Source organism: Agromyces neolithicus (assembly GCF_039529735.1).
Lineage (GTDB): Bacteria > Actinomycetota > Actinomycetes > Actinomycetales > Microbacteriaceae > Agromyces > Agromyces neolithicus.
Genome location: NZ_BAAANJ010000015.1, coordinates 198581 through 222601, shown reverse-complemented (window position 1 = coordinate 222601; position 24021 = coordinate 198581). Strand labels below are relative to the sequence as shown.

The following is a 24021-nucleotide window of genomic DNA, read 5'->3' as shown; positions in this document are numbered from 1 at the left end:
TGCCGCCGCGACCATCGCCGGTGCTGGCCTGGCCAAGGGCCACCACCGCCACGACGAGGTTCGTAGTCGTCGCGTTCGATCTCCTCGGCCGACGCCATGTAGGTCGCCCGCAGCTCAGGGCTCACCCCGTATTGCGCATCGCTCACGTCCGCCACGATACGCCCGCGCCCTGCAATCTGGACTCGAGTTTGGCGACTCGCCGATCCCAGCTCCAAGAGCGATCAATTGGACACAACGATCTGCCCGAGAAGGATGCCCGGTCCGCTTCAAGTACCACCGCCCGCACGCGTCTGGAACTTCAACTGTCACGAATTGATAACGCGATTGCGTCAACACGTTTGACGCGTTTACCGTGACATCAATCGTTTGACTCGAGAGGTTTCCTCAGCATCAAACGATGAACGATCAGACGACAACGGAGCCCCGATGCTGACACTGAAAGATCTCGCCGCTGCGGTGGGCGTGTCGCCGTCGGCCGTGTCACTCGTCCTCAACGACAGATATGCCGGGCGCGTCAACGAGAAGACGGCGCAACGCATCAAGCAGGCGGCCACCGACATGGGGTACGTGCCCAATTTGCTCGCGCGTGGCCTGAGGACCCGCCGCACGCAAACGCTTGGCTTGATCTCGCACGGCGTCGCGAGCGTTCCGTTTGCCAGCCGAATGCTCGAAGGCGTGCAGGTCGCTGCGTGGGAGGCGGGCTACTTGGCCATGCTGATCGACACGACAAACCGGGCCGAGATCGCGGAGCTCTCATCCAAGTCGTTGCTCCAGCGCGATGTCGAAGCGTTGATCGTTGCTGCGTGGTACCACCGCGTGGTCGAAACGCCGGCGGTGCCACTCTCGATGCCGCTGGTGGTCCTCGATGGCATCGCGCCGGAAGGCGTTCAAGCGGATGGTGTCGTTCCGGACGAGGTCGGAGGTGCGTTAGCGGCGGTCAGGCATCTGATCGACGCCGGTCACCGTCGGATCGCGTTCTGCAATGTCGCTGACCAGCGGTTCATCGCCCGCACGTTGCGTCAGCGCGGCTACGAGGCGGCGCTGAATGAAGCGGGTATCGAGATCGATCCCAGCCTGATCGTCGCTGCACCCGAGCCTTCTACGGTTGCGGCGGTCCCGGTCATGCGGGCGCTCCTGGACCGCTCGGATCGGCCGACGGCTGTCTTCTGTTTTTCGGATCAGAGCGCCTTCGCCGCGTATCAGGTTGCGGCTTCACTTGGACTCGAGGTGCCGGACGACTTGTCGATCGTCGGGTTCGACGATCAGCAGTTCATCGCCGACGCACTGGTGCCGGGACTGACCACTGTCCGGCTTCCGCACTATGAGATGGGCGTCTGGGCCGCGCGTCGTGCGATCGACCGGTTGCAGGGCAAGGTCGACGGCCCTCGCGATCTCTACCTCACGCCGTGTCCTCTCGTCATCCGCGGATCGGTGAGTCCGCCCCGCTAACCATCCCAGCAGGCCCCGAGCATACGTCCAACGACGGAACGCTTGATGCGCCTGCCCATGACTTCCTTACCCACAACTGAATACCGTCACAGCTCACTCGAAGCAATGGAGGCTCCGATGACAAGAATCACCCGTCGATCCGTCTCGCGAATCGTCGCCGGCGTCGCTGCCGGTGCGGCCGCGATCTCGATGATGGCCGGCTGCAGCCCAAGCGGTGACAGCGGCGACGACACCTTCACGATCCTGCAGTACGAGAACCCCGACTCAGCACAGGGCCAGGGATGGCAGAAGGCGCTCGAGATCTTCAAGGAGAAGCACCCCGACGTGAAGGTCGACTTCCAGACGACGAGCTTCGATGCGATGCGCCAGAACGCCAAGATCACGCTCACCGGAAACGACGTGCCGGACGTGATCGAGTTCAACAAGGGCAACGCCGACGGCGGGCAACTTGCCGCGCAGGGACTGCTCACGCCGCTCACCGATCAGGCCGAGGAGTTCGGCTGGGACGAAAAGGTCACCGGCTCGATGCAAGCGTTCGCCCAGTACGACGAGGCCGGCAAGGCCGGCTCCGGCGACTGGTACGGTATCCCGAATATCGGCGAGTACGTGATGTTTTACTACAACAAGGAGCTATTCGCGCAGGTCGGCATCACCGAGGTGCCGACGACCCTCGAGGACTTCGAGGCCGCCATGGACACGCTCCTGGCTGCCGGGGTGACTCCGATCTCCAGCTCAGCGTCGACGAGCCAGGGGTTCAACCAGATGTGGGTATGGTATTCGCTCGTCTCGGCCGAGGCGGATCGCGACCAGATCGACGACTTCATGTTCCTGCGCGAAGACGTCGACTTCTCCGAGACGCCGTGGAAGCCAGGCGCGGACCGATTCCAGGAATGGATCGACAAGGGCTACGTCGGCGACCAGCTCGGCGGTCTGAGCTTCGAGCAGGCGACCGTGAACTTCCTCAGCGGCGAGCAGGCGATGCTGATCTGGAACAACGGCGAGTTCGCCCGAATCCGCGACGAGGCGAGTTTCGACTGGGGATATTTCACCCTCCCGGGCGCGAACATGTCGATGGGCTCGTCCGGCCACCTGTGGGGTGTGCCGGCGAACGCGAAGAACAAGGAGCTCGCGTACGACTGGATCGACATCACGCTCAGCCCCGAGGTGCAGAACGAGATCGGCCAACTCGGCGGTCTGCCGCTCGCTGGCGACACCAGCACCATCTCCGACCCACTCACCCGTGAGTTCACCGAGCGATTCGTCGAGCTCGTCGACGAAGACACGCTGACGTTCTACCCCGACTACCCGGTGCCGGGCTTCCTGGACTTCATCCAGTCGCATATGCAGGCGATGTCGAACAAGAACGAGACGGCCGACGAGTACACCGAGGAACTGCAGAAGTTCTACGACGACGGCAAGGCCACGGTCAACGAAGGCTGACCGGTGTCCGGGCGGATGCCACATGGCATCCGCCCGGATCTCCGGAGAGGATCCCAACAATGACGCAACTGACCACCCCCAGACGACGCGGCCTCGAGCGACGCGGCGCCTACTGGTTCTATCTCATCCCCATTACGCTCGGCTTCCTCGCCGTGGTGATCGTTCCGTTCGCGATGAACGTGTTCGCGAGCCTGTTCAGGTGGAAGGGCGGGGCAGCGCCGATGCGCTTCACCGGCCTCGACAACTATTTGGAGCTCTTCACCGACGAGACGTTCTGGGCATCCTTCCGAAACTCGATCTCGATGATCGTCGCGATCGTGATCGTACCCACAGCGATCGGCATCATTCTCGCCGCGCTGCTGTTCGACTACCTCGGACGGAAGTACGGGGACAAGACGATCTCGTTCCTCCGGGCCACGTACTACCTGCCCCAGATCCTCCCGATCGCGGTCGCCGGCTTCATCTGGAGCTGGATCCTCGACCCGCAGAACGGCTCGATCAACACCTTTCTCCGTACCATCGGCGTGGAGAATCCGCCCGACTGGCTGGGCGATCCGAACATCGCCATCTACTCGGTGATGCTGATGCTGATCTGGTTGCAGATCGGCTACCCCGTCGTGATCTTCATGGCGGCCCTACAGCGAGTCGACCCGGAGCTCTACGAGGCCGCCGAGCTCGACGGGGCCGGATGGTGGCGCCGCTTCCAGGCGATCACGATCCCGCAGATCCGTCCCGAGATCTTCGTCGTCGTGCTCACCGCGACGATCGGCGCGCTGAAGGTCTTCGCTCCGATCCTGATCCTGACCGGAGGCGGGCCCGAAGGGTCCACGATCGTGCCGTCCTACTACGCCTACCGCAACTTCTTCGAACTCTCCCGGGTCGGGTACGGCTCGGCGATCGCGACCGTCATGTCGATCGTGATCTTCGTGGTCGCCGCCGTGATGATCGCTTGGCAACGACGTGAACACCGGAACGAGGTGACGGCATGACCGCAATCGACGCAACCCGCGCAGTCACGACTCAGCCGGGTCAGAAGACCGAACCGCAATCTCACCAGCGGACTAGCAAGCGGCGTCTACGGGACTGGCTGCTGCTCCTGGTGGCCATCATCGTGGCCCTGATCATGGCCTCGCCTCTTCTCCTGCTCGTGCTCAACGCCTTCAAGACCGGCGCCGATTACTCCACGAACGGGCCATTGGCTTGGCCGACCTCGTTCACGACTGATGCCTTCACCGCATACCTCGACCGGGTCAACTTCCCGCTCGCGCTGTGGAATTCGGTGTTCAGCTCAACGTTCATCGCGTTCGTCGGCACCGGCCTGGCGCTGGTCACTTCCTACGCGATCGGGATCGGCCGGATCAAGGGCAGTGGCATCGTCACGACCATCCTGCTGCTCGCGACGATGATCCCGCACGAGGCGCTCATCTACCCGTTGTTCTACGGGGCGCAGGCGACCGGGACGCTGAACTCGATCTGGTCGATCAACATCGTCTTCACAATCTTGTTCGCGGCCTTCGGCACCTACATCCTCTCCAGCGTGATGTCGACCTTCCCGCGCGAGGTGCTCGAAGCGGCCGCGATCGACGGGGCGCACAAGTGGACCATCCTCTGGAAGGTCGTGTTCCCGATCGTGCGGCCGACTCTCGCGGTGCTCGTCGTGTTCATCTTCATCTGGTCGTGGAACGAGTTCTACATCCCGCTGATCCTCCTCGGAACCCCCGACTCCCAGACCGTGCCGATCGCGCTCTCGACCCTTCGCGGACAGCACTCGATCGACATCACCGTGATCAACGCCGGCTCGCTGCTCTCGCTGCTGCCCACGCTGATCTTCTTCCTCATCTTCCAGAACACCCTCAAACGCGGCGTCACGGCCGGAGCCGTGAAGTAGCCCGATCTCGCACCATAGAAAGGTCGCCATGACCACACAGTGGAATGCCCTCAAGAACCGTGGCTCGATCCGCAGCCACTCGATCAACGCGGAGAACTTCACCGGCGCGCCTGGCGAGGCCGCACAGGTCGCTTCACACCTCGGGCCGGGACGCAAAGGCAGTGCGTGGCTTCCGATCGCCTCAGGGGAGACGATCACCCTCGCCGAGATCGAGGGTGCTGGGGTCATCCGTCACATCTGGATCACGGTGCCCGACCGTACCCCCGGTGGTCCCTTCGTCCTACGCGACCTCGTGCTCCGGGCGTACTGGGACGGGTCTGAGCAGCCGTCCGTGGAAGTCCCGCTCGGGGATTTCTTCTGCAACGGTTTCGCGGAGCGTGCGCTCGTGACCTCGGAGCCAATTGTCGTCGCCCCGACCGGCGGAATGAACAGCTTCTTCCCGATGCCGTTCCGCAGCGGTGCGCGCCTCACGCTCTCGAGCGACCACCCGGCCGACATCGGCCACATCTTCTTCCAGGTCGACTACACCACGGGTGAGGACTTCGACGACTGGCCCGGATACTTCCACGCCCAATGGCGCCGGTCCAATGGCACCACTCCGCTCGGCACCGATCACGTCATCGTGGACGACGTCCAAGGACGGGGAACTTACATCGGCACCTACGTGGCACTGGCCTCGCTGCAGCGGTACTGGTGGGGCGAGGGCGAGGTGAAGTTCTACGTCGACGACGACGACCAGTACCCGTCGCTGTGCAGCACCGGGCTCGAGGATTACGCCGGCGGCGCGTGGGCATTCCAGGACGGGTTGCACGCCGAGCCCGAGCCGAATCCGATCACCTTTAGCGCGCCGTACTTCGGCTACCCGTTCGCGCGATGGAACGACACCACCAAGGCCTCGGAGTTCATCACCCCGATGCTGCCGATGCACGGTCTCTACCGCTGGCACCTCCCCGACCCGGTCTTCTTCGAGCAGCGACTCAAGGTGACGGTCCAGCAGATCGGCATGTGGGAGTACGGGCTGTTCGAACGCAGCGACGACGTCTCGACCACCGCGTACTGGTACCAGGACGCGCCGGCCACCACCTTCCCCGAGCTGCCATCGGTGGCGGAGCGACGCCCGCGGTAGCCGTTCGACGGCCGACTCATGCCTGACACGCGGCAGATGGTCGACCCCGCTCCCGGAGCGGAGGCAAGGAGAGACATGACCACGGACATGAGAGCCGCCTTCCTCGAGAAGCAAGGTGTGATCAGGCTTCGCACCATCCCGACACCGGTGCCCGCCGCAAATGAGGTATTGGTCCAGGTTGCCGCTGTCGGCGTCTGCGGGAGCGACGTTCACTACTACACCCACGGGAGGATCGGCCCGTACGCCGTCGAATCACCACTGATTCTCGGGCATGAGCTCTCCGGTCGAATCGCCGCCGTGGGAGGCGCGGTCGATTCCGCCCGAGTCGGTCAACGGGTAGCGGTGGAGCCGCAGCGCCCATGCCGGCTCTGCACCGAGTGCAAGGCCGGTCGGTACAACCTCTGCCCCGACATCGAGTTCTACGCGACGCCGCCGATCGATGGCGCCTTCGCGGAGTTCGTCACCATCCAAGCCGACTTCGCCCACCCCATTCCAGACAGCATCACCGACGAAGCCGCGGCGCTCATCGAGCCGCTGTCTGTCGGAATATGGGCGTGCCAGCGAGCCCAGGTGACCGTCGGCAGCCGCGTCTTGATCGCTGGAGCCGGTCCGGTAGGCGTCATCGCCGCGCAGGTCGCCCGCGCGTTCGGTGCCTCGGAGACCATCGTCACGGATGTCTCCCCGGAGCGACGCGCCTTCGCACTCGGCCACGGCGCTACCGCCGCCATCGATCCGCTCATGGAGCCCGTCGAAGGACTCGACGTCGACGTGTTCATCGACGCTTCCGGGGCTGCGCCGGCTGTTCGGGCTGGCATTCGCGCTGTTCGCGCCGCTGGTCGGGTGATCTTGGTGGGTCTCGGCAACGACGACGTCGAGCTCCCGGTCTCCTACATTCAGAACCGCGAGATCTGGCTCAGCGGGGTCTTCCGATACGCGAACACCTGGCCGCGTGGAATCGGGCTCGTTGCGAGCGGCAAGGTCGATCTGGATGTGCTCGTCACCAGTCGCTTCGCGCTTGCCGATGCCGAGGCGGCGCTGAACGCCGGCGGGATCCCGGGACAAATGAAGGCTGTGGTGCTCCCCGGGCGTTGACGGACGCAGCAATGGACCGCTCGCCGCCCCGAGATCATCATGCCCAATCACGCAGAAGGCACGCGTAGCAGAGCGCCCTCCTGGCGCACGGTCGCGGCGGCGATGGTCATCGCCGAACGGAGCGCCCCCGCCCACTCGGCTTTGGATGCCGGCATGCCGTGCCGAGCGATGTGGTCGACGGTGGCTGACAGGGTCGCGTCACCGGCGCCCATGGTGTCAACCACTCTGCCGGGCAGGTCGACGATGTCGGCGTGTACGCGCAAGCGCCCGTGGTGGACCGCCGAACCATCGCGGCCGGCGGTGGCGAGGATCGCCGGGGCACCTCCGTCCGATCTGAGGCGCTCTACGAAGGCCTCGAGTGAGTCGCCGAGCAGAAGTTGAGCGTCTTCGTCGCCCACCTTCACGAGGAGCGCTTGCCCGCCGAGCTCCTCGAACCGCTCGAGGAACGCCGCCCGGTCGTGCAGCATGCCGGCGCGAGGGTTCCCGTCGACGATGAGCCGTTCGCCAGGGCGGGCGATGGCGTCGCGAAGGGCAGCGTATTGTTCGGCGTCATCGAACGGGAAGCAGCTGATGACCACGAGGTCGGCGTCCGCGATCGCCGCGCGGGTGGCGGAATCGAATCGGATGCCGCGCCGCTGCGCCGCATGGTTGAACTCGTACTGCGGCTCGCCGTCGCGGCGGTCGGAGATCGCCCGGGAGGTGCCGAACGGCGATGGGCTCTCGACCAGGCGCACCCCGTGGTCGACGAGGTAAGAACGAATTCGAGCCCCCGGCTCGTCGTCGCCGACCATCGCGATCAATGTCACATCGTGGCCGAGGAGCACGAGTCCGACGGCCACGTTGAGCGCCGCGCCGCCGACGAACTCGCGCGAGCCCGCCGGGTCGCGTAGCTCGTCGATGAGCGCATCGCCGATGACGGTAATGCGAGTGGTTATGGAGGTGTCGGATGTGGCCATAGTGCTCCTTTAGCGGTGGTTGCGCACGATGAGGCGCGTCGGGAGGGTGACTCTCCGGGCCGCGCCGGGCTCGCCGCGAAGTCGGTCGAACACGAGCCGTGCGGCGGCCTCTCCCATCGCCGAGGGGTCCTGCGCGACGACCGTCAGGGGTCGCCATAACAGATCCGCGAGTTCGAAGTCGTCGAACGCGACATGGTCGAGCGCCGAACGCTCGAACGAGGGCGCGCGGAGAGTGGCGAGCGTGTTCAGGCTGTTGCCGGTGAACAACGCGGTTGCAGGGACATCCACATCGAGAGCGGCGGCGATAGCCGCCTCCGAGCGCTCGATGCTCGGCGCGCCGAGGAACACGACCTTCGGATCATACGGAATGCCGGCGTCGGCCAGGGCGTCGCGATACCCTGCAAGCCGTTCGGCGCCGGTGTGCACCGATTCAGGGTCGCCGATGAAAGCGATGCGACGGTGACCGGCCTCGATCAGGTGCGCGGTGCCAGTCTGTGCGCCGCCGCGGTTGTCGGCGAGCACAGTGTCAGCGGTGAGGCCGATGGGCGGCCGGTCGGCGAACACGATCGGGAGGCCGGCGGTCATCTCGGGCTGGAGGAAGCCGTGATCGAACGGCGAGGGAATCACGATCAACCCGTCGACCCGGCGCGAAATGAGCGACAGCGTCATCGCGCGTTCGCGATCGGGATCATCGGATGAGGAGGCAGTGAAGAGCAGCGTGCCCTCGTCAAGCGCCACCCGCTCGACCGCCCGTGCGATGCTCGATTGAGTCGGCTCGGAGATGTCCTCCACGATGAGACCGATGGTCGCGGACTGGCCCTGTCGGAGACTCGCCGCGCTCGCGTTCCGCTGGAACCGCAGCTGCGCGATCGCGCGCTCGACCGCGACCCGGGTGTCTTCGCTGACGTGCCGTTCGCCATTGACGACGCGTGAAACCGTCTTGATGCCCACACCAGCCAGTGCCGCGACATCCTTCATGGTCGCCCGCGCCACCCGAGCGGACTGGGCGCCGTCCGCTCGGGGCTCCCTTACCTGATCAACCATTCATTGCCTTTCCGGTGACAACGATAGCGGAGTGAAGCCAAAGACCGAGAGTGCGCTTTTATTTTGGTGGAATCTGTGTAAACATTGCCGCCGACAACGATGTCGGTCGAGCAGTCGGCCGAAACCCCAAGAGAGGCACATCAATGAAGATTGGAAAACTGGCAGCCGCCACGGGCGTGATCCTCGGCGCCGCACTCGCCACGACCGCGTGCGCGTCAGGCGGCACCGATGCATCCGGCGGCGACGTCGAACTCCGGTGGATCATGTCCGCCGACTCCCAAGCGGAGGTCGACGTGTGGAACCACCTCGCCGACATGGTCCACGAGGAGTACCCGAACATCACCGTGAAGTTCGAGAGCACGCCGTTCAAGGACTACTACAACAAGCTCACCACCCAGGCAGCCAGCAACGACCTCGCATGCATCGCAGGCCTGCAGGCGCAGCGGGTTCCCGATGTCGGCTCGTTGTTCACCGACCTCACACCGTCATTCGAGAACACCGACTTTGACATCGACGAGTACGAGCCGTCGATCGTGGAAGGGCTGCAGGCCGACGGTCAGCAGCTCGCAGTGCCCTACGACCTCGGCCCCTACGTGCTCTACTACAACAAGGACCTCTTCGACGCCGCCGGCATCCCCGTGCCGACGCCGGGATGGTCGGTCGACGAGTTCATGGCGGCCGCAAAGGCACTGACGAAGGACGGCGTCTACGGGTACGTCGCCGACGGCACGCCCGATATGTGGCTGCCGTACGTCCTCAGCATCGGCGGCGACTACATCGCCGACGGCGAGCCGGACCTGACCAACGACAAGGTCGTCGATGGCCTCACGTGGGTCACCGATCTCGCGACGAAGGAACACGTCGCTCCGGCGCCTCCGGCGACGGGTGCGTCGAACTGGCCGGCGGACCAATGGCGCAACGGCAACGCAGCGATGTATGTCGATGGGCCCTGGCAACTGATCAACGCGAAGCAGAGCGTCGACTTCACCGTCGGCCTCGCGACCACACCTGCCTTCGACGGCACATCGATCACGACCATGTCGGGCACCGGCTTCGGGGTGACGAAGAGCTGCGAGCACCCCGAGGACGCCTGGAACGCGATCTCGGTGATCATCGGGCCGGAGGCGCAGGAGTACATCGCCGACGCCGGCCGTGGCTTCCCCGCCTACACCGCGGCGCAGGAACACTGGTATGCGACCGCCGATGTCGACGGCGCCAAAGAGGCGATCGACACCGCACTCAGCACCGTGAACGTGTACCGCACGACTCCCAAGTGGAACCAGCTGTCCGCACTGCTGCAGCAGTACGGCGTCGAGGCATTCAACGGCAGCTCTACGCCGGCCGAGGTCCTCGACCAGGTGCAGAGCCAAGTCGCAGGCTGACACGCCGAGCGCATCACCAACGCTCGGGGTTCCGCGCCCGCGGGACCCCGAGCAGGGAGAAGACATCATGACCATCACGCGACCTATCGAAGCCCCCAGGCAGAGCCCGGCGACATCGAAACCTCCCGCCGCACGGCAACGCGGTCGAGGTCCGAGGGATCGCCGCGCCGCGCTCGGCTTTCTCGCACCGAACCTCGTCGGGTTCCTGTGCTTCACGCTGATCCCGATCGGCGCCTCCCTGGTGCTCAGCTTCTTCGAGTGGCCCTTGCTCGGAGAAGCGGTCTTCACGGGTCTCGCCAACTTCATCGAACTCTTCACCAGCGATCCCGTGTTCTGGCAGGTCGTCGGCAACACGTTCTACTTCGTCGCCGGCTACGTGGTGCTCAACCTCATCGTCTCGCTCGCGCTCGCGCTCTGGCTCACTTCGCGAGTGCGCTGGAAGGGCTTCTACCGATTCGTCTTCTTCCTGCCGGTCGTCAGCCCGATGGTCGCGAACGCAGTGGTGTGGCGTCTCCTGTACACGCCCGATGACGGTCTCATCGCGTGGTTCTCCACCACCTTTACCGGCTCACCGGGCCCGAACTGGCTCGGAAGCTCCGAGTGGGCGATGCCGGCGGTCATCCTGATGTCCGTCTGGGCCGGCTTCGGCTACAACATGATCATCTTCATCGCCGGCATCGAAGGCATCCCGCGCTCGCTCTACGAAGCCGGCGAGCTCGACGGTGCCGGATGGTGGCGGCGCACCTTGAACATCACGCTGCCGTTGCTGACGCCCAGTCTCTTCTTCGCGACCGTGATGACCGTCATCTCTTCGCTGCAGGTGTTCGCACAGCCCTTCATCCTGACCGGGGGAGGCCCCGGGTCGTCGACGACCACCCTGGTGTTCTACCTGTACCAGAAGGGTTTCCAGGCATACGAGATGGGGTATGCGTCGGCCATCGCCTGGTCGCTCTTCGTCCTGATCATGTTCATCACCATCATCCAGTTCCGGAGCCAGAAGAAGTGGGTGCACTACTCATGAGCTCGACAACGATCGACCTGTCCTCGCACGGGGTGACGAGACATGCCCTGCGCCGGCGCGTGGGGCGGGTCACCTCCCAAGTGCTGCTGTTCATCGCCGCGGTCATCACGCTCATCCCGTTCATCTGGATGGTGGCGACGGCCCTGAAGCCGGCCGGAGAGGTGTTCGCAAACCCGCCCTCGCTCATCGGATCCAGCATCGAATGGCACAACTTCGCCGATGCATGGAACTACCTGCCGTTCGGGCGATTCATGCTCAACGGACTGATCGTCGCCGGCGTCGGCACGATCATGGTCGTGGCGAGCTCGGCGATGGCGGCCTACGCCTTCTCGCGGTTGAAATGGCGGGGTCGTGACGGCACCTTCCTTATCTACCTCGGCACTCTCATGGTGCCGCAGGAGGTGCTCATCGTTCCGATGTTCATCATCATGCGCCAGCTCGGGTGGATCAACAGTTACCAGGCGCTCATCATCCCGTGGGCCTTCACGGCCTTCGGCACGTTCCTGCTGCGACAGTTCTTCATGACACTGCCCGACGAGCTCGAAGAGGCGGCCCGCATCGACGGCGCCAGCCGCTGGACGATGTTCACCCGCATCATCCTGCCACTGGCAAAGCCCGCGCTCGGCACACTCGCGGTCTTCACGTTCATCGGCTACTGGAACAGCTTCCTCTGGCCCCTGCTCATCGTCAGCGATGTGAACATGGCCACGGTGCCGCTCGGGCTCAACATGTTCCTCGGGCAGACCGGAAACCAGTGGAACCTCCTCATGGCCGCGTCGACGATCTCGGTGATCCCGAGCGCCATCATCGTGATCCTGCTCCAGCGGCACCTTGTCTCTGGCATCGCACTCAGCGGCATGGGCGGCCGCTGACCGTCTCCCCACGTCGACCTCGCCGCACGGTCCAGATCGTGCTGCCGAGTTCGCGCGCTCTTATCCCATCCCTGAAAGGAAAACCGTGCACCAACTCCACTACCAGCCCGAAGGCGTCTGGTTCGGCGACTGCATGCCATTCTTCGCGAACGGCCAGTTCTATCTCTTCCACCAGCGCGACACCCGCAAGCCGGGACCATTCGGTGAGCCGTTCGGCTGGGCACTCGCCACGACGAAGGACTTCGTCGAATACGAAGACCACGGCGAATCGCTGGAACGCGGCGGTGACGACGAGCAGGACCAGTTCATCTTCGCAGGTAGCGTGTTCGAGGCCGAGGGTCGTTATCACGCCATGTACACGGGATACAACCGCGACTACCCCGAGCAGGGCAAGGCTTCGCAGGTGCTGATGCTCGCGACGAGCGACGACCTGCTCACCTGGGAGAAGAGCGACCGCAAGCTCGTCCCTCCGCAATCCGGCTACGACCCCGACGACTGGCGGGACCCCTACGTGATCTGGGACGCCGAGGCATCCGAATACCTGATGATCCTCGGCTCGCGGAAGGACGGCGAGCGGGTACTCACCGGCTCGACCGTCGCCTTCACCTCGACCGATCTCGAGAACTGGACCTTCCAGGGTGACTTCTGGGCGCCGGGGCTGTACAGCATGCACGAGATGCCCGACCTGTTCCAGATGGGGGAGTACTGGTATCTGCTCACCACCGAGTACAGCGACAAGTGCAAGACGGTCTACCGCATGAGTCGCTCGCTCTCCGGTCCGTGGAGCGCGCCGGTCGACGATGCATTCGACGGCCGCGCCTACTACGCGGCACGTTCGGCCTCCGACGGCGAGCACCGCTATCTGTTCGGCTGGGTGCCCACCAAGGCCGGCGACGATGACGCCGCGAGGTGGGAGTGGGGCGGCACGCTCGTCGTGCACGAGGTGCTGCAGCGCCCCGATGGCTCGCTCGCCGCTGGTATACCTGACGGCGTCCGCGCGGCGTTCGCGCCCCCCACGGCGATCGCCGATGGGCCGATCGCCGTTGCCGCCGCGGACGGCGTCGCCGAACGGGTACTCGTCGACGATGCAGGCGAGCTGTTCCATCTCTCGTTCGCGTTGCGCGTTGCGCCCGGCACCCGCTCGGTGTCGCTGCGGCTGCTCGAGAACGTCTCGACCGGGCAGGGCTACGAGTACCGGATCGACGCGGGCGAGAACCGTCTCGTGTTCGATCGCCGGCCGAACTATCCCTGGTACCAGTACGACAACCGTGGCCTCGAGCGGCCGCTCGCGCTCGAGCCTGGCACCGAGCACCGCGTCGACCTTATCGTCGACGGTTCGATCGCGACTCTCTACGTTGACGGGGTGGCCCTCAACGCACGTATGAACACTGTGCCCGGCCACGCCATCGTGCTGAGTAGCGTCGACGGCGGCGTCGAGATCTGGGACGCCACGATCGCGAAGGGACTCGCCGCGTGAACGCGCTCTTCTTCCGTCCGAGCGAGGGCTGGTTCGGCGACGTGATGCCATTCGTCGAGGACGGGATCTGCCACCTCTACTACACGCACCTCGACTTCGATGACGAGGGTTCGCCGACACGTTCGAAACGGCTGAAGTGGGCACACCTCAGCACCCGCGACTTCGTCGATTTCACCGAACACGCCACCGCCATTCCCGCCGGCGAGGCCGACCAGCCCGATCTACTGGTGGGCGCGGGCTCGGTTGTTGGTCCGGTCGACGGGCAGTATCACGCGTTCTATGTGGGTATCAACCCGCACGCGGTCGAACGCGGCGAGGCCGAGCAAGTCGTGCTGCGGGCCACCTCGACCGACCTGGAGACCTGGGTCAAAGACCCGGACTTTCGGTTCGAGGCCGACCCACGCTGGTATCACCGCGACGCCTGGCGCGACCCGTTCGTGATGCCGGCGACAGGCGGCGGCTGGCGCATGCTGTTGTGCGCGCAGAAGGACGTCACCCCCGCGCGGCGTGGCGGCGCGGTCGGCATGGCAGTGTCGGCGGATCTCGACCACTGGGAGGCGCAACCGCCCCGCTTCGCACCCGGAACGACACTCGCCCCTGAATGCCCGGAGGAATTCGAGCTCGACGGACGGTCGTACCTGCTCTACTCGACCTACTCAGATCGGTTCGCAGTGCGCCATCGCGTGCGTGAGGGCGAGCAGTGGTTCGCGCCCGCCTGGGATGCGCTTGACGCCAACGACTTGTACGCGGCAACGAGCGTCGAAGTCGAGGGCCGGAGGCTGCTCGTCGGTTGGCTCGCAACGCGAAGCGGCGAAGGCGACCGCGGGAAGCGCCAGTGGGGCGGCGACCTCGTGGTGCACGAGCTCATCGCGCGCCTCGACGGTTCGCTCGGCGCCCGGCCGCTCGCTTCAAGACTGGAGGCGTTCGACGAGGTCGAGGCGTCGATCCGGCCCCGGCAGGGGGAGTGGACGGTCGCGGGGCGCGCGGCGCGCGGGCGCACGGCTCCCGGCGCATCATTCGCCTGGGCGAGTCTCACCGAGCTCGATCGCGCCGACGACAGGGCTGTGCTCGTGCGCGCGACCGTTCGGATCGACGAGACTGCCGAGGAATCGGGTTTCGCGATCCAAGCTGCCGATGACTTCACGAGCGCCTACCTGCTGCGCTTCGAGCCCGCGCGCGGCCGGTTCGTGTTCGACCGGCGGCCGCACCGCATCGAGGTGCCGTTCGACCACGACGCCGACCGAGGCTACGTGAGCGACCCCGACTTCGAGATCGAGCGCCCGCTCGCGCCGCGGGCTGAACACGAAGTGACGATCATCGTCGAGGGCTCATGCATCTCGGTCTACGTCGACGACGTCGCCCTGACGACGCGCGGCTACGACCTGCAGGGCGGCTCGATTGGCGCCTACGTATCAAGCGGCGCCATCGACGTGAGTGGGTTGAGCGTCGGCAAGTGGGGATGCTGACCCGGCGTGCTCCGTCACAATAGTGGCGGTCTCGACGGCGAGCGACTCGAAAGCGTGGCTCGCGAGGCCCCGGCTGCCGCGGTGATCACCGTGTTCCGCGCGATCGGCCCTTCCTCGGCGCGCGAGCTCTGATACTCTCGGCGCCTCCGCCAAGGCGGTGACCGCCGGGCCACAATCACGAATGGAGAGAACGGATGCGCCCCGAATGTTCCGATCCGAAGCCCCTGCCATGACGAATCTTCCACGCCGACCCGACTTCCACTTCACGCCGGAGCGAGGATGGATCAACGACCCGCTCGGGCTGACGTACCGGGACGACCGCTACCATCTCTTCTACCAGTACGCCGGCACCATCTTGCTGGTCGGCGCCCGGGAGCGCCTGATGGGTCTGCTGCACGAGAACGTGACGTAAGCCCTACCCGACCGAATTCCATGACGACCCTGCGGAATGGCAGCGGCGCGCCGACATCGACGAGGGCATCAAGCTCGGGCCACTCGGGCAGTCGCGCACTCTTAGCTGATGATTTACCTCAACCGAACTCCATGGTGCAGATAAGGTTGAAGGTGAAGCACCGCAGCACCCGCGACGTAATCGCCGGGGCCGTGATTGGTCCCCGCTCTCGCCCGGAGGCCATCGTTGTGGGCCTCCCCATCGATGGCGAGCTTCACATCGTCGGCCGAACCACACCGCTCCGCCCGCACGTCGCACGCGACCTGGCGGCGCACCTGCGGCCGCCGCTCGGCGAACACCCGTGGCCCGAGGTCGTCTCACCAGGAGCGCTCGACCGCTTCAACTCCAGGGACCCGGTGCACCTGACACTCGTAGAGCCGTTCGTAGTCGAAGTGTCGGCCGACGTCGCGCTCTCCGGACACTCCTTCCGCCACGCCGTGCGATTCGTTCGCGCGAGACCCGAACTCGACGTCGACGAAGTCGACGCGCCGCACGAATAGAGCCAGTGCCATGTCCGATCGGATGAGCTGGGCCCAATTCCAAGAGGCTCACCGCGTGACAGGTGGCGAAGAGCCTGCTGCGTTCGCGGCCTACTTGCACTACCTCTCCGACGGCAATTGGGACGGTGAGATTCGCCAGGTCGGCACTTCCGACGAGGACTCCCCCGCCCGGGGTGACTTTTCAGTCTGATCGACACGGGAACGCGTACCGATTTCGATGGGGATAAGAAAGGCTGCGTTCACCGCGCGTTCATTTAGACGATCTTCTATGTGTTCAGCCGGATACCGGCCATCACATTTCATCCATGAGGCTAAATCCTCTCCCGGAAGGATCACCGTGTCTTACCGTTCTCTGAAACTCGCAGGGCTGAGCGCGACCATCGCAGTCGCTGCCCTCGTCCTCACTGCCTGCGGTGGACAGCCCGCTGCAGGCGATGGCTCTACCGAAGGGGCCGGCACCAGCGGCTCGGTCGTTGCTGACGGTTCGTCGACGGTCGCCCCCCTCACCGAGGCCGCCGCGGACTTCTTCCGCGACGAAGCACCCGACGTGAATGTCACGGTCGCCACCTCCGGCACTGGCGGCGGGTTCGCCAAGTTCTGCGCCGACGAGACCGACATCTCCAACGCCTCGCGCCCGATCAAGGACGAGGAAGCCGCGCTCTGTGAGGAGGCCGGCATCGAGTACACGGAGATCATCATCGCGAACGACGGCCTCTCAGTGGTCGTGAACCCCGAGAACGACTTCGCCCAGTGCCTCACCGTCGAACAGCTCAACACGATCTGGGGCCCTGAAGCCGAGGGCACGGTCACGAACTGGAACCAGGTCGACCCGTCGTTCCCCGACCTGCCGCTCGCGCTCTTCGGCGCAGGTACCGACTCCGGCACGTTCGACTACTTCACCGACGCCATCAACGGCGAAGAGGGCGCGATCCGCACCGACTACAGCCCTTCCGAGGACGACAACATCACCGTCCAGGGTGTCGCCGGTGACGAAGGCGCAATCGGATTCCTCGGCCTCTCGTACGTCGAGGAGAACCCCGACTCGCTGAAGGCCATCGAGGTCGACGGCGGCGCCGGCTGCGTCGCTCCGACCGCTGAGACTGTGCAGGACGGCACCTACTCGCCGCTTGGCCGCCCGCTCTTCATCTACGTCAACAACGCGTCGTACGCCGACAAGCCCCAGGTGAAGTCCTTCGTGGACTTCTATGTCGAGTCCGAAGCCGAGGTCGCCGAGGCCGCCCTCTTCATCGGTCTGACCGAGGAGCAGAAGGCCACGGCTCAGGACGAACTCGCCACCCTCGGCTGATCAACCTCATGCTGGCTGATACAACGGCTTCGCAGCGCGAGGCCCCGACGACCGCCAGCACGGGTGGCCCGACGACTCCGTCGGGCCACCCGCCTCGGTCGTTGTTCGCCGGACGCGCACGTCCGGGCGAAGCCGTCATCAAGTTCGTGCTCCGACTGGCGTCGGGCGTCGCGATCCTGACCACGATCGGCATTGTGATCGCCCTGCTCGTGCCGGCGATCGGCTTCTTCCGCGAAGTTCCCGTCTTCGATTTCCTTTTCGGCGACCGGTGGGCACCGAGATTCGCGGATGCCTCGTTCGGCGTCGTTCCCCTCGTCACGGCGACGCTCTGGACGACCGCGATCGCGCTCCTGGTTGCCGTTCCGCTCGGGCTCGGCGCCGCATTGCTGCTCTCCGAGTACGCTCGCCCGAGCCTCCGCAAGGTGCTGAAGCCCATCCTCGAGGTTCTCGCGGGGGTTCCCACGGTCGTGTATGGCCTGTTTGCGCTCCAGTTCATCCAGGCGACCGTCTTCCGGGAGTGGCTGCAGCTCGACACCGGGGCATTCAGTGTGCTCGCGGCCGGTCTCGTGATGGGCATCATGATCATTCCCACCGTGGCCTCGATCTCCGAGGACGCCATGTCCGCCGTGCCGATGTCGTTTCGCCAAGGCTCTGCTGCGCTCGGCGCCAACCGCATGCAGACAAGCCTCCGAGTGGTCTTCCCGGCCGCCCTCTCCGGAATCATGGCCGCCATCGTGCTCGGCATCTCCCGCGCAGTCGGCGAAACGATGATCGTGGCGATTGCCGCGGGCAACCAAGCGCGGATCGTCACCGGCCCGCTGGAGCAGGGCCAGACGATGACCGGGTTCATTGCCAACGCAGCACTCGGTGATTCCCGCGTCGGCTCCCTCGAGTACGACACCCTCTATGCCGTGGGGCTGCTCTTGTTCGCGATCACGCTGATCGTGAACTTCATCAGCATCCGACTCGTCCGCCGATTCCGACAGGCCTACTGATCATGAGATCCCTTCAGGACTCCCTCGCCGGAGCACCCACGATGCCGCTCTCGACCGGAAAGCGTCCCCGCGAGCAACGACCCGCGCCGATGATCTTCCTGATCGTCCTCTGGCTCAGCCTGCTCATCGCGGTCGTCTTCCTCATCACCCTGATCGTGAACATCGTCCTCGAAGGCGGCAGCCGATTCGGGCTGCAGCTGTTCACCGAGTACCCGGCGTCCGATCCCGACCGTGCTGGCGCTCGGCCGGCCATCCTCGGATCGATCTGGGTCATCGGCGTGACAGCGGTGCTCACCATCCCCCTCGGCATCGCCGCCGCCGTGCACCTGGAGGAGTTCGCCGACAAGCGACACTGGTTCAACCGAGCGATCGAGCTGAACGTGCAGAACCTCGCCGCTGTCCCCTCCATCGTGTACGGCCTCCTCGCGCTGGCCTTCCTCACGCTCGTCGGCGTGCGCGACAAGAACATCGTCATCGGGGGTGCGCTCGCCCTGAGCCTGCTGATCCTCCCGGTGATCATCATCGCCACCCGAGAAGCCATCCGAGCCGTGCCGTCGGAGATCCGTGACGGCTCACTCGCCCTGGGTGCCACGAAGTGGCAGACCACGTGGAGGCAAGTGCTGCCGGCGTCAGTACCCGGCATCGCAACGGGCTCGATCCTCGCACTCTCCCGCGCGCTCGGCGAAGCCGCACCCCTCCTCCTCCTCGGTGCACTGGTCTTCGTCAGCTTCGATCCGAACGGTCTCCTCAGCGGATTCACGACACTGCCGATCCAGATCTTCAACTGGACCGGGCGACCGCAAGAGGGATTCCACGAGCTCGCGGCGGCCGCCAGCATCATCCTGCTCATGCTCCTGCTACTCATGAACGGGCTCGCCATCTTCATCCGCAACCGATACCAGAAACGGTGGTAGCCCACATGGAAAACACCCACGACAGTCCGCCCGTGCACCTGCACCCCGTGCAGACCAGCCAGGTTACTGCCACCGTCACGCGCCCGATCATGAAGGTCAACGATGTCGACGTGTACTACGGCGACTTCCGCGCCGTGACCGGCGTGAACCTCGAATTCGGCTTGAACGAGATCACCGCCCTGATCGGCCCGTCCGGCTGCGGCAAATCGACGCTCCTCCGATCACTGAACCGCATGAACGATCTCATCGACGGCGCCCGCGTCGATGGTGAGATCGTCTTCCACGGCGAGAACATCTACGGCAAGGGTGTCGACCCGATCGAAGTCCGCCGACGGATCGGCATGGTGTTCCAGAAGCCGAACCCGTTCCCCAAGTCGATCTACGACAACATCGCATACGGCCCAAGGGTCACCGGCATGAAGGTCGACTCGATGGACGACCTGGTCGAGGAATCCCTCACCCGCGCGGCGCTCTGGGACGAGGTCAAGGACAAGCTCAAGCAATCGGCCATCGGCCTCTCGGGTGGGCAGCAGCAGCGCCTGTGCATCGCCCGGGCGATCTCGGTGCGCCCCGACGTCATCCTCATGGATGAGCCGTGCGCGTCACTCGATCCGATCGCGACCATGCGCATCGAAGATCTGATGCACGAACTGCGCGAGCAGTACACGATCATCATCGTCACCCACAACATGCAGCAAGCCGCGCGCGTCGCCGACCGCACCGCGTTCTTCACCGCGCAGATCTCCGAAGGCACCGGCGCCCGAACCGGGGTGCTCGTCGAGTACGGCACGACGACGCAGATCTTCGAGGACCCAAAGGATCAGCGCACCGAGGACTACATCTCCGGACGCTTCGGATGAGCACCCTCAGCGCCGGGCACGGCACCGCGTCACTCACGAGCGATCTCGCCTACGCGCACTCCGGCGCGTCTCGAATCGCAATCGGCGCGCCCAGGTGGCCGGCCCGCGTACTGTTCATCGAGTCCCGCTCCGCGCCGGGGCATCCGGCTGAGTCCTTCGAGACACACGGGTTCGAGATCCACGGGTACAGCGACGCCATCGGGGCACTCCTCGCCGTCGGCATTGACGAGCCGGCAGCGATCGTCGCACCCACCGACATGGTCAACGTCGACTTCATCAGCTTCATCGAGGCGATGTCCGCCTGGAGCGAAGTGCCCGTGATCGTCGGCGTCGCGAACCATGACGGTGCCGCCGACCTCGCCTATCAGGCCATCGCCCGGGGCGCGCGGTCGATCCTCGCGCTGCCGTGCCGGGCGGATCAACTCATCGCGGCGGTGCGCTCCTGCGGCGTCCGGGTGGACGCGTCTGCACGCCCGCTCGAGATCGGCACACTGGTGTTGGATCCCCAGGCGTTCAAGGTCACGATCGACGACCACACGGTGCCCCTCACTCCGCGCGAGTTCCTGCTCGTACAGTGCCTGATGCTCGCCACTCCGCGGGTGGTCAGTGTCGAGGAGCTCACCCGTGCGCTGGCGACCTACGACGACGGCAGTATCCCCGCAACCCGAGTACTGGTCACCCGCGTGCGGAAAAAGCTCGAAGCAGCCTCACCCGAGTCCGGCCACATCCTCGAGACCGTGCGCGGCATCGGGTATCGGATCGCTGACAACTGATCCTCACCGCAGATCCAAACCCACCATGAGCGCTTCGACGTGCGACCTGACCTCATCACGGATCCGTCGGACCTCTTCGATCGGGTGACCGAGCGGGTCGCGAATCTTCCAGTCCATGTACCGCCGCCCCGGGTACACGGGGCACGCGTCGCCGCAGCCCATGGTGATCACGACGTCAGCGGCCTGCACGACCTCATCGGTCAGTGGCTTGGGGAACTCTGCGACGGTCGGGACGCCGATCTCATTGAGCACCTCCACCACCAACGGATCGATCGTGTCGGCCGGTTGTGACCCTGCGGTCCGCACGTGGACGCGTTCGCCGGCGAGTGTACGGAGGAGTCCGGCCGCCATCTGGGAACGACCCGAGTTCTGCACGCACACGAACAGCACCTCTGGGACGCCGGTCAGGTCGAATCCCTGCGCCGCCGCAAGGGCTCCCAGACGGTCGCTCGCGAACCGGCTCGTCAACGAGGGAAGATGCCGGGTCGTCTTGGCTCGAGCCTTCAGCAGCTCGTAGCTTTCCGCGACATACCGCTCGACGGTCTCACGCGAGAAATGCGCGCTGTAGCGGTACGTGAGCCGGTCGGCGATGCGCTGGATCGGCGAGGGCAACGCGTCCACGTCGACTCGGGCATCCGCAGATTCCACCCGAACGTACGCGGGTTTTCCTGCCAAGAGACGACCGAACCGTACCCATGCCTCGGCAGATGGGATCAGCTGAGGCGACGCCACCCCAGGGCGTGGCACGAGCAGTCCGACAGCTTGCAGGTTGTCCAAGTGCCCGAGCACAGATGGCGCATCGATTTCAAGGATGATCGCCAGCTGGTCGGCATTCCATGGCCGGTCCGGATCCGTGGCAAGGACACTCAGGAGCCGGAGGCGCACCGGATCAGCGAGGATCGCGATCTGCCGGGCACGGCTTTCGGCCGATGCCGGATCCAGCGGCGCGGGCGAACCTGGCCCGCTCATGTGTCACCGCAGCAAGTCGTCGATCTCCGCTGCGCGGTCTGCGACGACGGAGAACCAGGCGCTTCGGCCGCGCTGGTCGCGGAGGAGCAGGCCGTCATCGACCATGATCCGCAGATGGTGGCTGACCGTCGGTTGCGTGAGGCGAAGGTGATCGGCAAGTTCGCCACCGGTCGCTTCGCCGTTGGGGCTCCGGCGGATGAGGCTGAGCAGCTGCAGCCGGGTCGGATCAGCGATTGCGCGAAGCGTTCGGGCGAGCGACTCGGCAGCCTCGCGATCCAGGGCCGCCGCGCGCTCCTCGCCCTCCGGGAATCGGAGCGGACTGGCAACCATGCGGCCGATTCTAGTCGAGCACTCCCTCGGCCGACCCGAACTCCGACGTCTCCCATAGGACTAGGACGTTTCGAGGATGATCGCCGGCTGCTCCTCCACGGGCGTCGCGAGCCCGCGCTCCGCGAGGAAGTGCTCGGCATCGAGGGCCGCGGCGCACCCGGTTCCCGCCGCAGTGATGGCCTGGCGGTATCGCTTGTCGACGAGGTCACCGCACGCGAAGACACCGTCGAGGTTCGTATGGGCCGACGGATGCGCCACCTTCACGTAGCCGTCGTCATCGAGCTCGACCTGCCCGGCGACGAGCTCGCTCCGGGGGTCGTGGCCGATCGCGATGAACAGGCCCGTCGCGTCGAGCGCTGTCTCATCGCCAGTCGTGGTGTCCCGCAGCCGCAACCGCTCGAGGCCGTCGTCACCCTCGACTGCGACGACCGATGCGTTCCAGTACGGACGGATCTTCGGGTTCGACAAGGCCCGCTCCTGCATGATGCGCGACGCGCGCAGCGAATCACGACGGTGCACGAGCGTCACGGAATCGGCGAATCGCGTGAGGAACATCGCCTCCTCGAGTGCCGAATCCCCACCACCCACGACGGCGATGTCCTTGCCCTTGAAGAAGAAGCCATCACAGGTCGCACACCAGGACACGCCGCGCCCGGTGAGGCGTTCTTCGCCTTCGACGCCGAGCTTGCGGTAGGCCGACCCCATCGCGAGCACCACGGCGTGGGCACGATACTCGAGGCCGTTGATCGTGCGCACGACCTTCACTTCGCCCGAGAGCTCGACCTCGGTCGCGTCGTCGTAGAGGATGCGGGCGCCGAAGCGTTCGGCTTGACCGCGCATCTGCTCCATCAACTCGGGCCCCATGATGCCCTGCGCGAACCCCGGATAATTCTCGACCTCAGTAGTGGTGACCAGAGCGCCGCCCGCCTCGACCGAGCTCGCGAGCACGACCGGCGCCAGGCCCGCGCGGGCCAGATAGACAGCGGCGGTGTAGCCCGACGGGCCGGAACCGATCACGACGACGTTCTCGATCGTCTGGTCACTCATGAGCGCCGACCTCCAAGCTCTGCAGCAGCTGTTCGATGTGGACACTGATCTCGTCGCGAACACGGCGGACTTCGTCGAGCGTGAGCTGCTCGGGGTCGTCGAGATGCCAGTCGAGGTACCGCTTGCCGGGGTAGATCGGACAGGCATCGCCGCAGCCCATCGTGACCACGACGTCGGCGGCCTGCACCACGTCGTCGGTGAGCGGCTTGGGGAACTCGCGACTGACGTCCAACCCGAGCTCCTCGAGCGCGAACACGACGGCCGGGTTCAGGTCGGCGGCCGGCGCCGACCCGGCCGAGCGCACGTGCACTCGGTCACCGGCGATGCTGTGCGTCAGCATTGCCGCCATCTGCGACCGCCCCGCGTTCTGCTCGCACACGAAGAGCACCTCCGGCACATCGTGCGCGATCGCGCCCTTCGCTTGGGCGAGGGCCGTGAGACGGTCGGAGGCAAAGCGGATGACTCGAGTCGCGAGGTGCGCCTTGACCGTGGCTGTGCGAAGCAGTGCCGTGTATGACTCCAGCACATACCGCTCGACTGTCTCGGCGTTGAAGGTGCCGTCGAAGCGATGCGTCAGTTCGAGCGAGAGCTCGTGCAGGTAGCGCTCGGGATAAGTGAGACCCGGCAGGCCCCGTCGCCCAGCGGTGTCGACCTCGGCCATGG

At 65.4% G+C, this 24021-nt stretch carries 25 protein-coding genes; 19 read left to right on the top strand and 6 right to left on the bottom strand.

All coding sequences use genetic code 11. From position 1 onward, the window contains the following. Positions 1-426: 426 nt before the first annotated feature. From ABD164_RS14920 to ABD164_RS14895, 6 genes are all read left to right on the top strand, one after another. Positions 427-1449 carry a LacI family DNA-binding transcriptional regulator gene (locus ABD164_RS14920; RefSeq protein WP_344297080.1) on the top strand — a complete coding sequence of 341 codons (1023 nt, stop codon included), beginning with the start codon at positions 427-429 and terminating at the stop codon, positions 1447-1449. A gap of 117 nt (positions 1450-1566) precedes the next feature. Continuing rightward, positions 1567-2889 (top strand): ABC transporter substrate-binding protein, encoded by a 1323-nt coding sequence (locus ABD164_RS14915; RefSeq protein WP_344297079.1) that lies wholly within the window; start codon positions 1567-1569, stop codon positions 2887-2889. 59 nt (positions 2890-2948) lie between these two features. Beyond that, on the top strand, positions 2949-3878 hold the full coding sequence (locus tag ABD164_RS14910; protein ID WP_344297078.1) for a carbohydrate ABC transporter permease: 930 nt from the start codon (positions 2949-2951) through the stop codon (positions 3876-3878). Then, on the top strand, positions 3875-4777 hold the full coding sequence (locus tag ABD164_RS14905; protein ID WP_344297077.1) for a carbohydrate ABC transporter permease: 903 nt from the start codon (positions 3875-3877) through the stop codon (positions 4775-4777). Before ABD164_RS14910 ends, ABD164_RS14905 begins: the two co-directional genes overlap by 4 nt. 28 nt (positions 4778-4805) lie before the next feature. Beyond that, on the top strand, positions 4806-5903 hold the full coding sequence (locus ABD164_RS14900) for a glycoside hydrolase family 172 protein (RefSeq protein WP_344297076.1): 1098 nt from the start codon (positions 4806-4808) through the stop codon (positions 5901-5903). A gap of 36 nt (positions 5904-5939) precedes the next feature. Beyond that, positions 5940-6995 carry an NAD(P)-dependent alcohol dehydrogenase gene (locus ABD164_RS14895; RefSeq protein ID WP_344297075.1) on the top strand — a complete coding sequence of 352 codons (1056 nt, stop codon included), beginning with the start codon at positions 5940-5942 and terminating at the stop codon, positions 6993-6995. A 47-nt stretch (positions 6996-7042) separates the two neighbouring features. Here the strand turns inward: ABD164_RS14895 and ABD164_RS14890 are convergent, their stop codons facing one another. Continuing rightward, positions 7043-7951: a carbohydrate kinase family protein gene (locus ABD164_RS14890; RefSeq protein WP_344297074.1), complete on the bottom strand. Its 909-nt coding sequence runs from the start codon at positions 7949-7951 to the stop codon at positions 7043-7045. A gap of 9 nt (positions 7952-7960) precedes the next feature. Continuing rightward, complete coding sequence (locus ABD164_RS14885; RefSeq protein ID WP_344297073.1) at positions 7961-8995, bottom strand: LacI family DNA-binding transcriptional regulator; 1035 nt, start codon at positions 8993-8995, stop codon at positions 7961-7963. A gap of 143 nt (positions 8996-9138) precedes the next feature. Here ABD164_RS14885 and ABD164_RS14880 point away from each other — a divergent pair, with 143 nt between their 5' ends. The 13 genes from ABD164_RS14880 to ABD164_RS14820 all read left to right on the top strand — a co-directional run bounded on the left by ABD164_RS14880 (position 9139) and on the right by ABD164_RS14820 (position 21012). After that, positions 9139-10377 (top strand): ABC transporter substrate-binding protein, encoded by a 1239-nt coding sequence (locus tag ABD164_RS14880; RefSeq protein WP_344297072.1) that lies wholly within the window; start codon positions 9139-9141, stop codon positions 10375-10377. Between the two features lie 67 nt (positions 10378-10444). Next, positions 10445-11398 carry a carbohydrate ABC transporter permease gene (locus ABD164_RS14875; protein ID WP_344297071.1) on the top strand — a complete coding sequence of 318 codons (954 nt, stop codon included), beginning with the start codon at positions 10445-10447 and terminating at the stop codon, positions 11396-11398. Continuing rightward, on the top strand, positions 11395-12270 hold the full coding sequence (locus ABD164_RS14870) for a carbohydrate ABC transporter permease (RefSeq protein WP_344297070.1): 876 nt from the start codon (positions 11395-11397) through the stop codon (positions 12268-12270). Before ABD164_RS14875 ends, ABD164_RS14870 begins: the two co-directional genes overlap by 4 nt. Before the next feature lie 85 nt (positions 12271-12355). After that, positions 12356-13747, top strand: a complete 1392-nt coding sequence (locus tag ABD164_RS14865) for a glycoside hydrolase family protein (protein WP_344297069.1) — start codon at positions 12356-12358, stop codon at positions 13745-13747. Beyond that, entirely contained in the window at positions 13744-15213 is a 1470-nt protein-coding gene (locus ABD164_RS14860; RefSeq protein ID WP_344297068.1) for a GH32 C-terminal domain-containing protein, read from the top strand. Before ABD164_RS14865 ends, ABD164_RS14860 begins: the two co-directional genes overlap by 4 nt. A gap of 229 nt (positions 15214-15442) precedes the next feature. Further along, on the top strand, positions 15443-15625 hold the full coding sequence (locus tag ABD164_RS14855) for a hypothetical protein (protein WP_344297067.1): 183 nt from the start codon (positions 15443-15445) through the stop codon (positions 15623-15625). 227 nt (positions 15626-15852) lie between these two features. After that, positions 15853-16164 carry a hypothetical protein gene (locus tag ABD164_RS14850; RefSeq protein WP_344297066.1) on the top strand — a complete coding sequence of 104 codons (312 nt, stop codon included), beginning with the start codon at positions 15853-15855 and terminating at the stop codon, positions 16162-16164. 55 nt (positions 16165-16219) lie between these two features. Continuing rightward, on the top strand, positions 16220-16354 hold the full coding sequence (locus ABD164_RS14845; protein ID WP_344297065.1) for a hypothetical protein: 135 nt from the start codon (positions 16220-16222) through the stop codon (positions 16352-16354). Positions 16355-16501: 147 nt separating this feature from the next. Further along, a complete protein-coding gene (locus ABD164_RS14840; protein ID WP_344297064.1) occupies positions 16502-17470 on the top strand; it encodes a PstS family phosphate ABC transporter substrate-binding protein in 969 nt (322 codons plus the stop codon). Between the two features lie 101 nt (positions 17471-17571). Then, complete coding sequence (gene pstC, locus ABD164_RS14835) at positions 17572-18465, top strand: phosphate ABC transporter permease subunit PstC (protein WP_344297063.1); 894 nt, start codon at positions 17572-17574, stop codon at positions 18463-18465. Positions 18466-18467: 2 nt separating this feature from the next. Then, complete coding sequence (gene pstA, locus ABD164_RS14830) at positions 18468-19379, top strand: phosphate ABC transporter permease PstA (protein ID WP_344297062.1); 912 nt, start codon at positions 18468-18470, stop codon at positions 19377-19379. 89 nt (positions 19380-19468) lie between these two features. After that, a complete protein-coding gene (gene pstB / locus ABD164_RS14825) occupies positions 19469-20239 on the top strand; it encodes a phosphate ABC transporter ATP-binding protein PstB (RefSeq protein ID WP_344297117.1) in 771 nt (256 codons plus the stop codon). A 257-nt stretch (positions 20240-20496) separates the two neighbouring features. Then, positions 20497-21012: a winged helix-turn-helix domain-containing protein gene (locus tag ABD164_RS14820; RefSeq protein ID WP_344297061.1), complete on the top strand. Its 516-nt coding sequence runs from the start codon at positions 20497-20499 to the stop codon at positions 21010-21012. 3 nt (positions 21013-21015) lie between these two features. Here ABD164_RS14820 and ABD164_RS14815 read toward each other — a convergent pair whose 3' ends face one another. The 4 genes from ABD164_RS14815 to ABD164_RS14800 are packed head-to-tail and all read right to left on the bottom strand — an operon-like array spanning position 21016 to position 24019. Next, complete coding sequence (locus tag ABD164_RS14815; protein ID WP_344297060.1) at positions 21016-21981, bottom strand: arsenate reductase/protein-tyrosine-phosphatase family protein; 966 nt, start codon at positions 21979-21981, stop codon at positions 21016-21018. Between the two features lie 3 nt (positions 21982-21984). Continuing rightward, entirely contained in the window at positions 21985-22311 is a 327-nt protein-coding gene (locus ABD164_RS14810; protein WP_344297059.1) for an ArsR/SmtB family transcription factor, read from the bottom strand. 60 nt (positions 22312-22371) lie between these two features. Continuing rightward, positions 22372-23358, bottom strand: a complete 987-nt coding sequence (gene trxB / locus ABD164_RS14805; RefSeq protein WP_344297058.1) for a thioredoxin-disulfide reductase — start codon at positions 23356-23358, stop codon at positions 22372-22374. Further along, the gene (locus ABD164_RS14800) at positions 23351-24019 is read right to left on the bottom strand and encodes an arsenate reductase/protein-tyrosine-phosphatase family protein (RefSeq protein WP_344297057.1); all 669 of its coding nucleotides are present in this window, start codon (positions 24017-24019) and stop codon (positions 23351-23353) included. Before ABD164_RS14800 ends, trxB begins: the two co-directional genes overlap by 8 nt. Positions 24020-24021 lie beyond the last annotated feature (2 nt).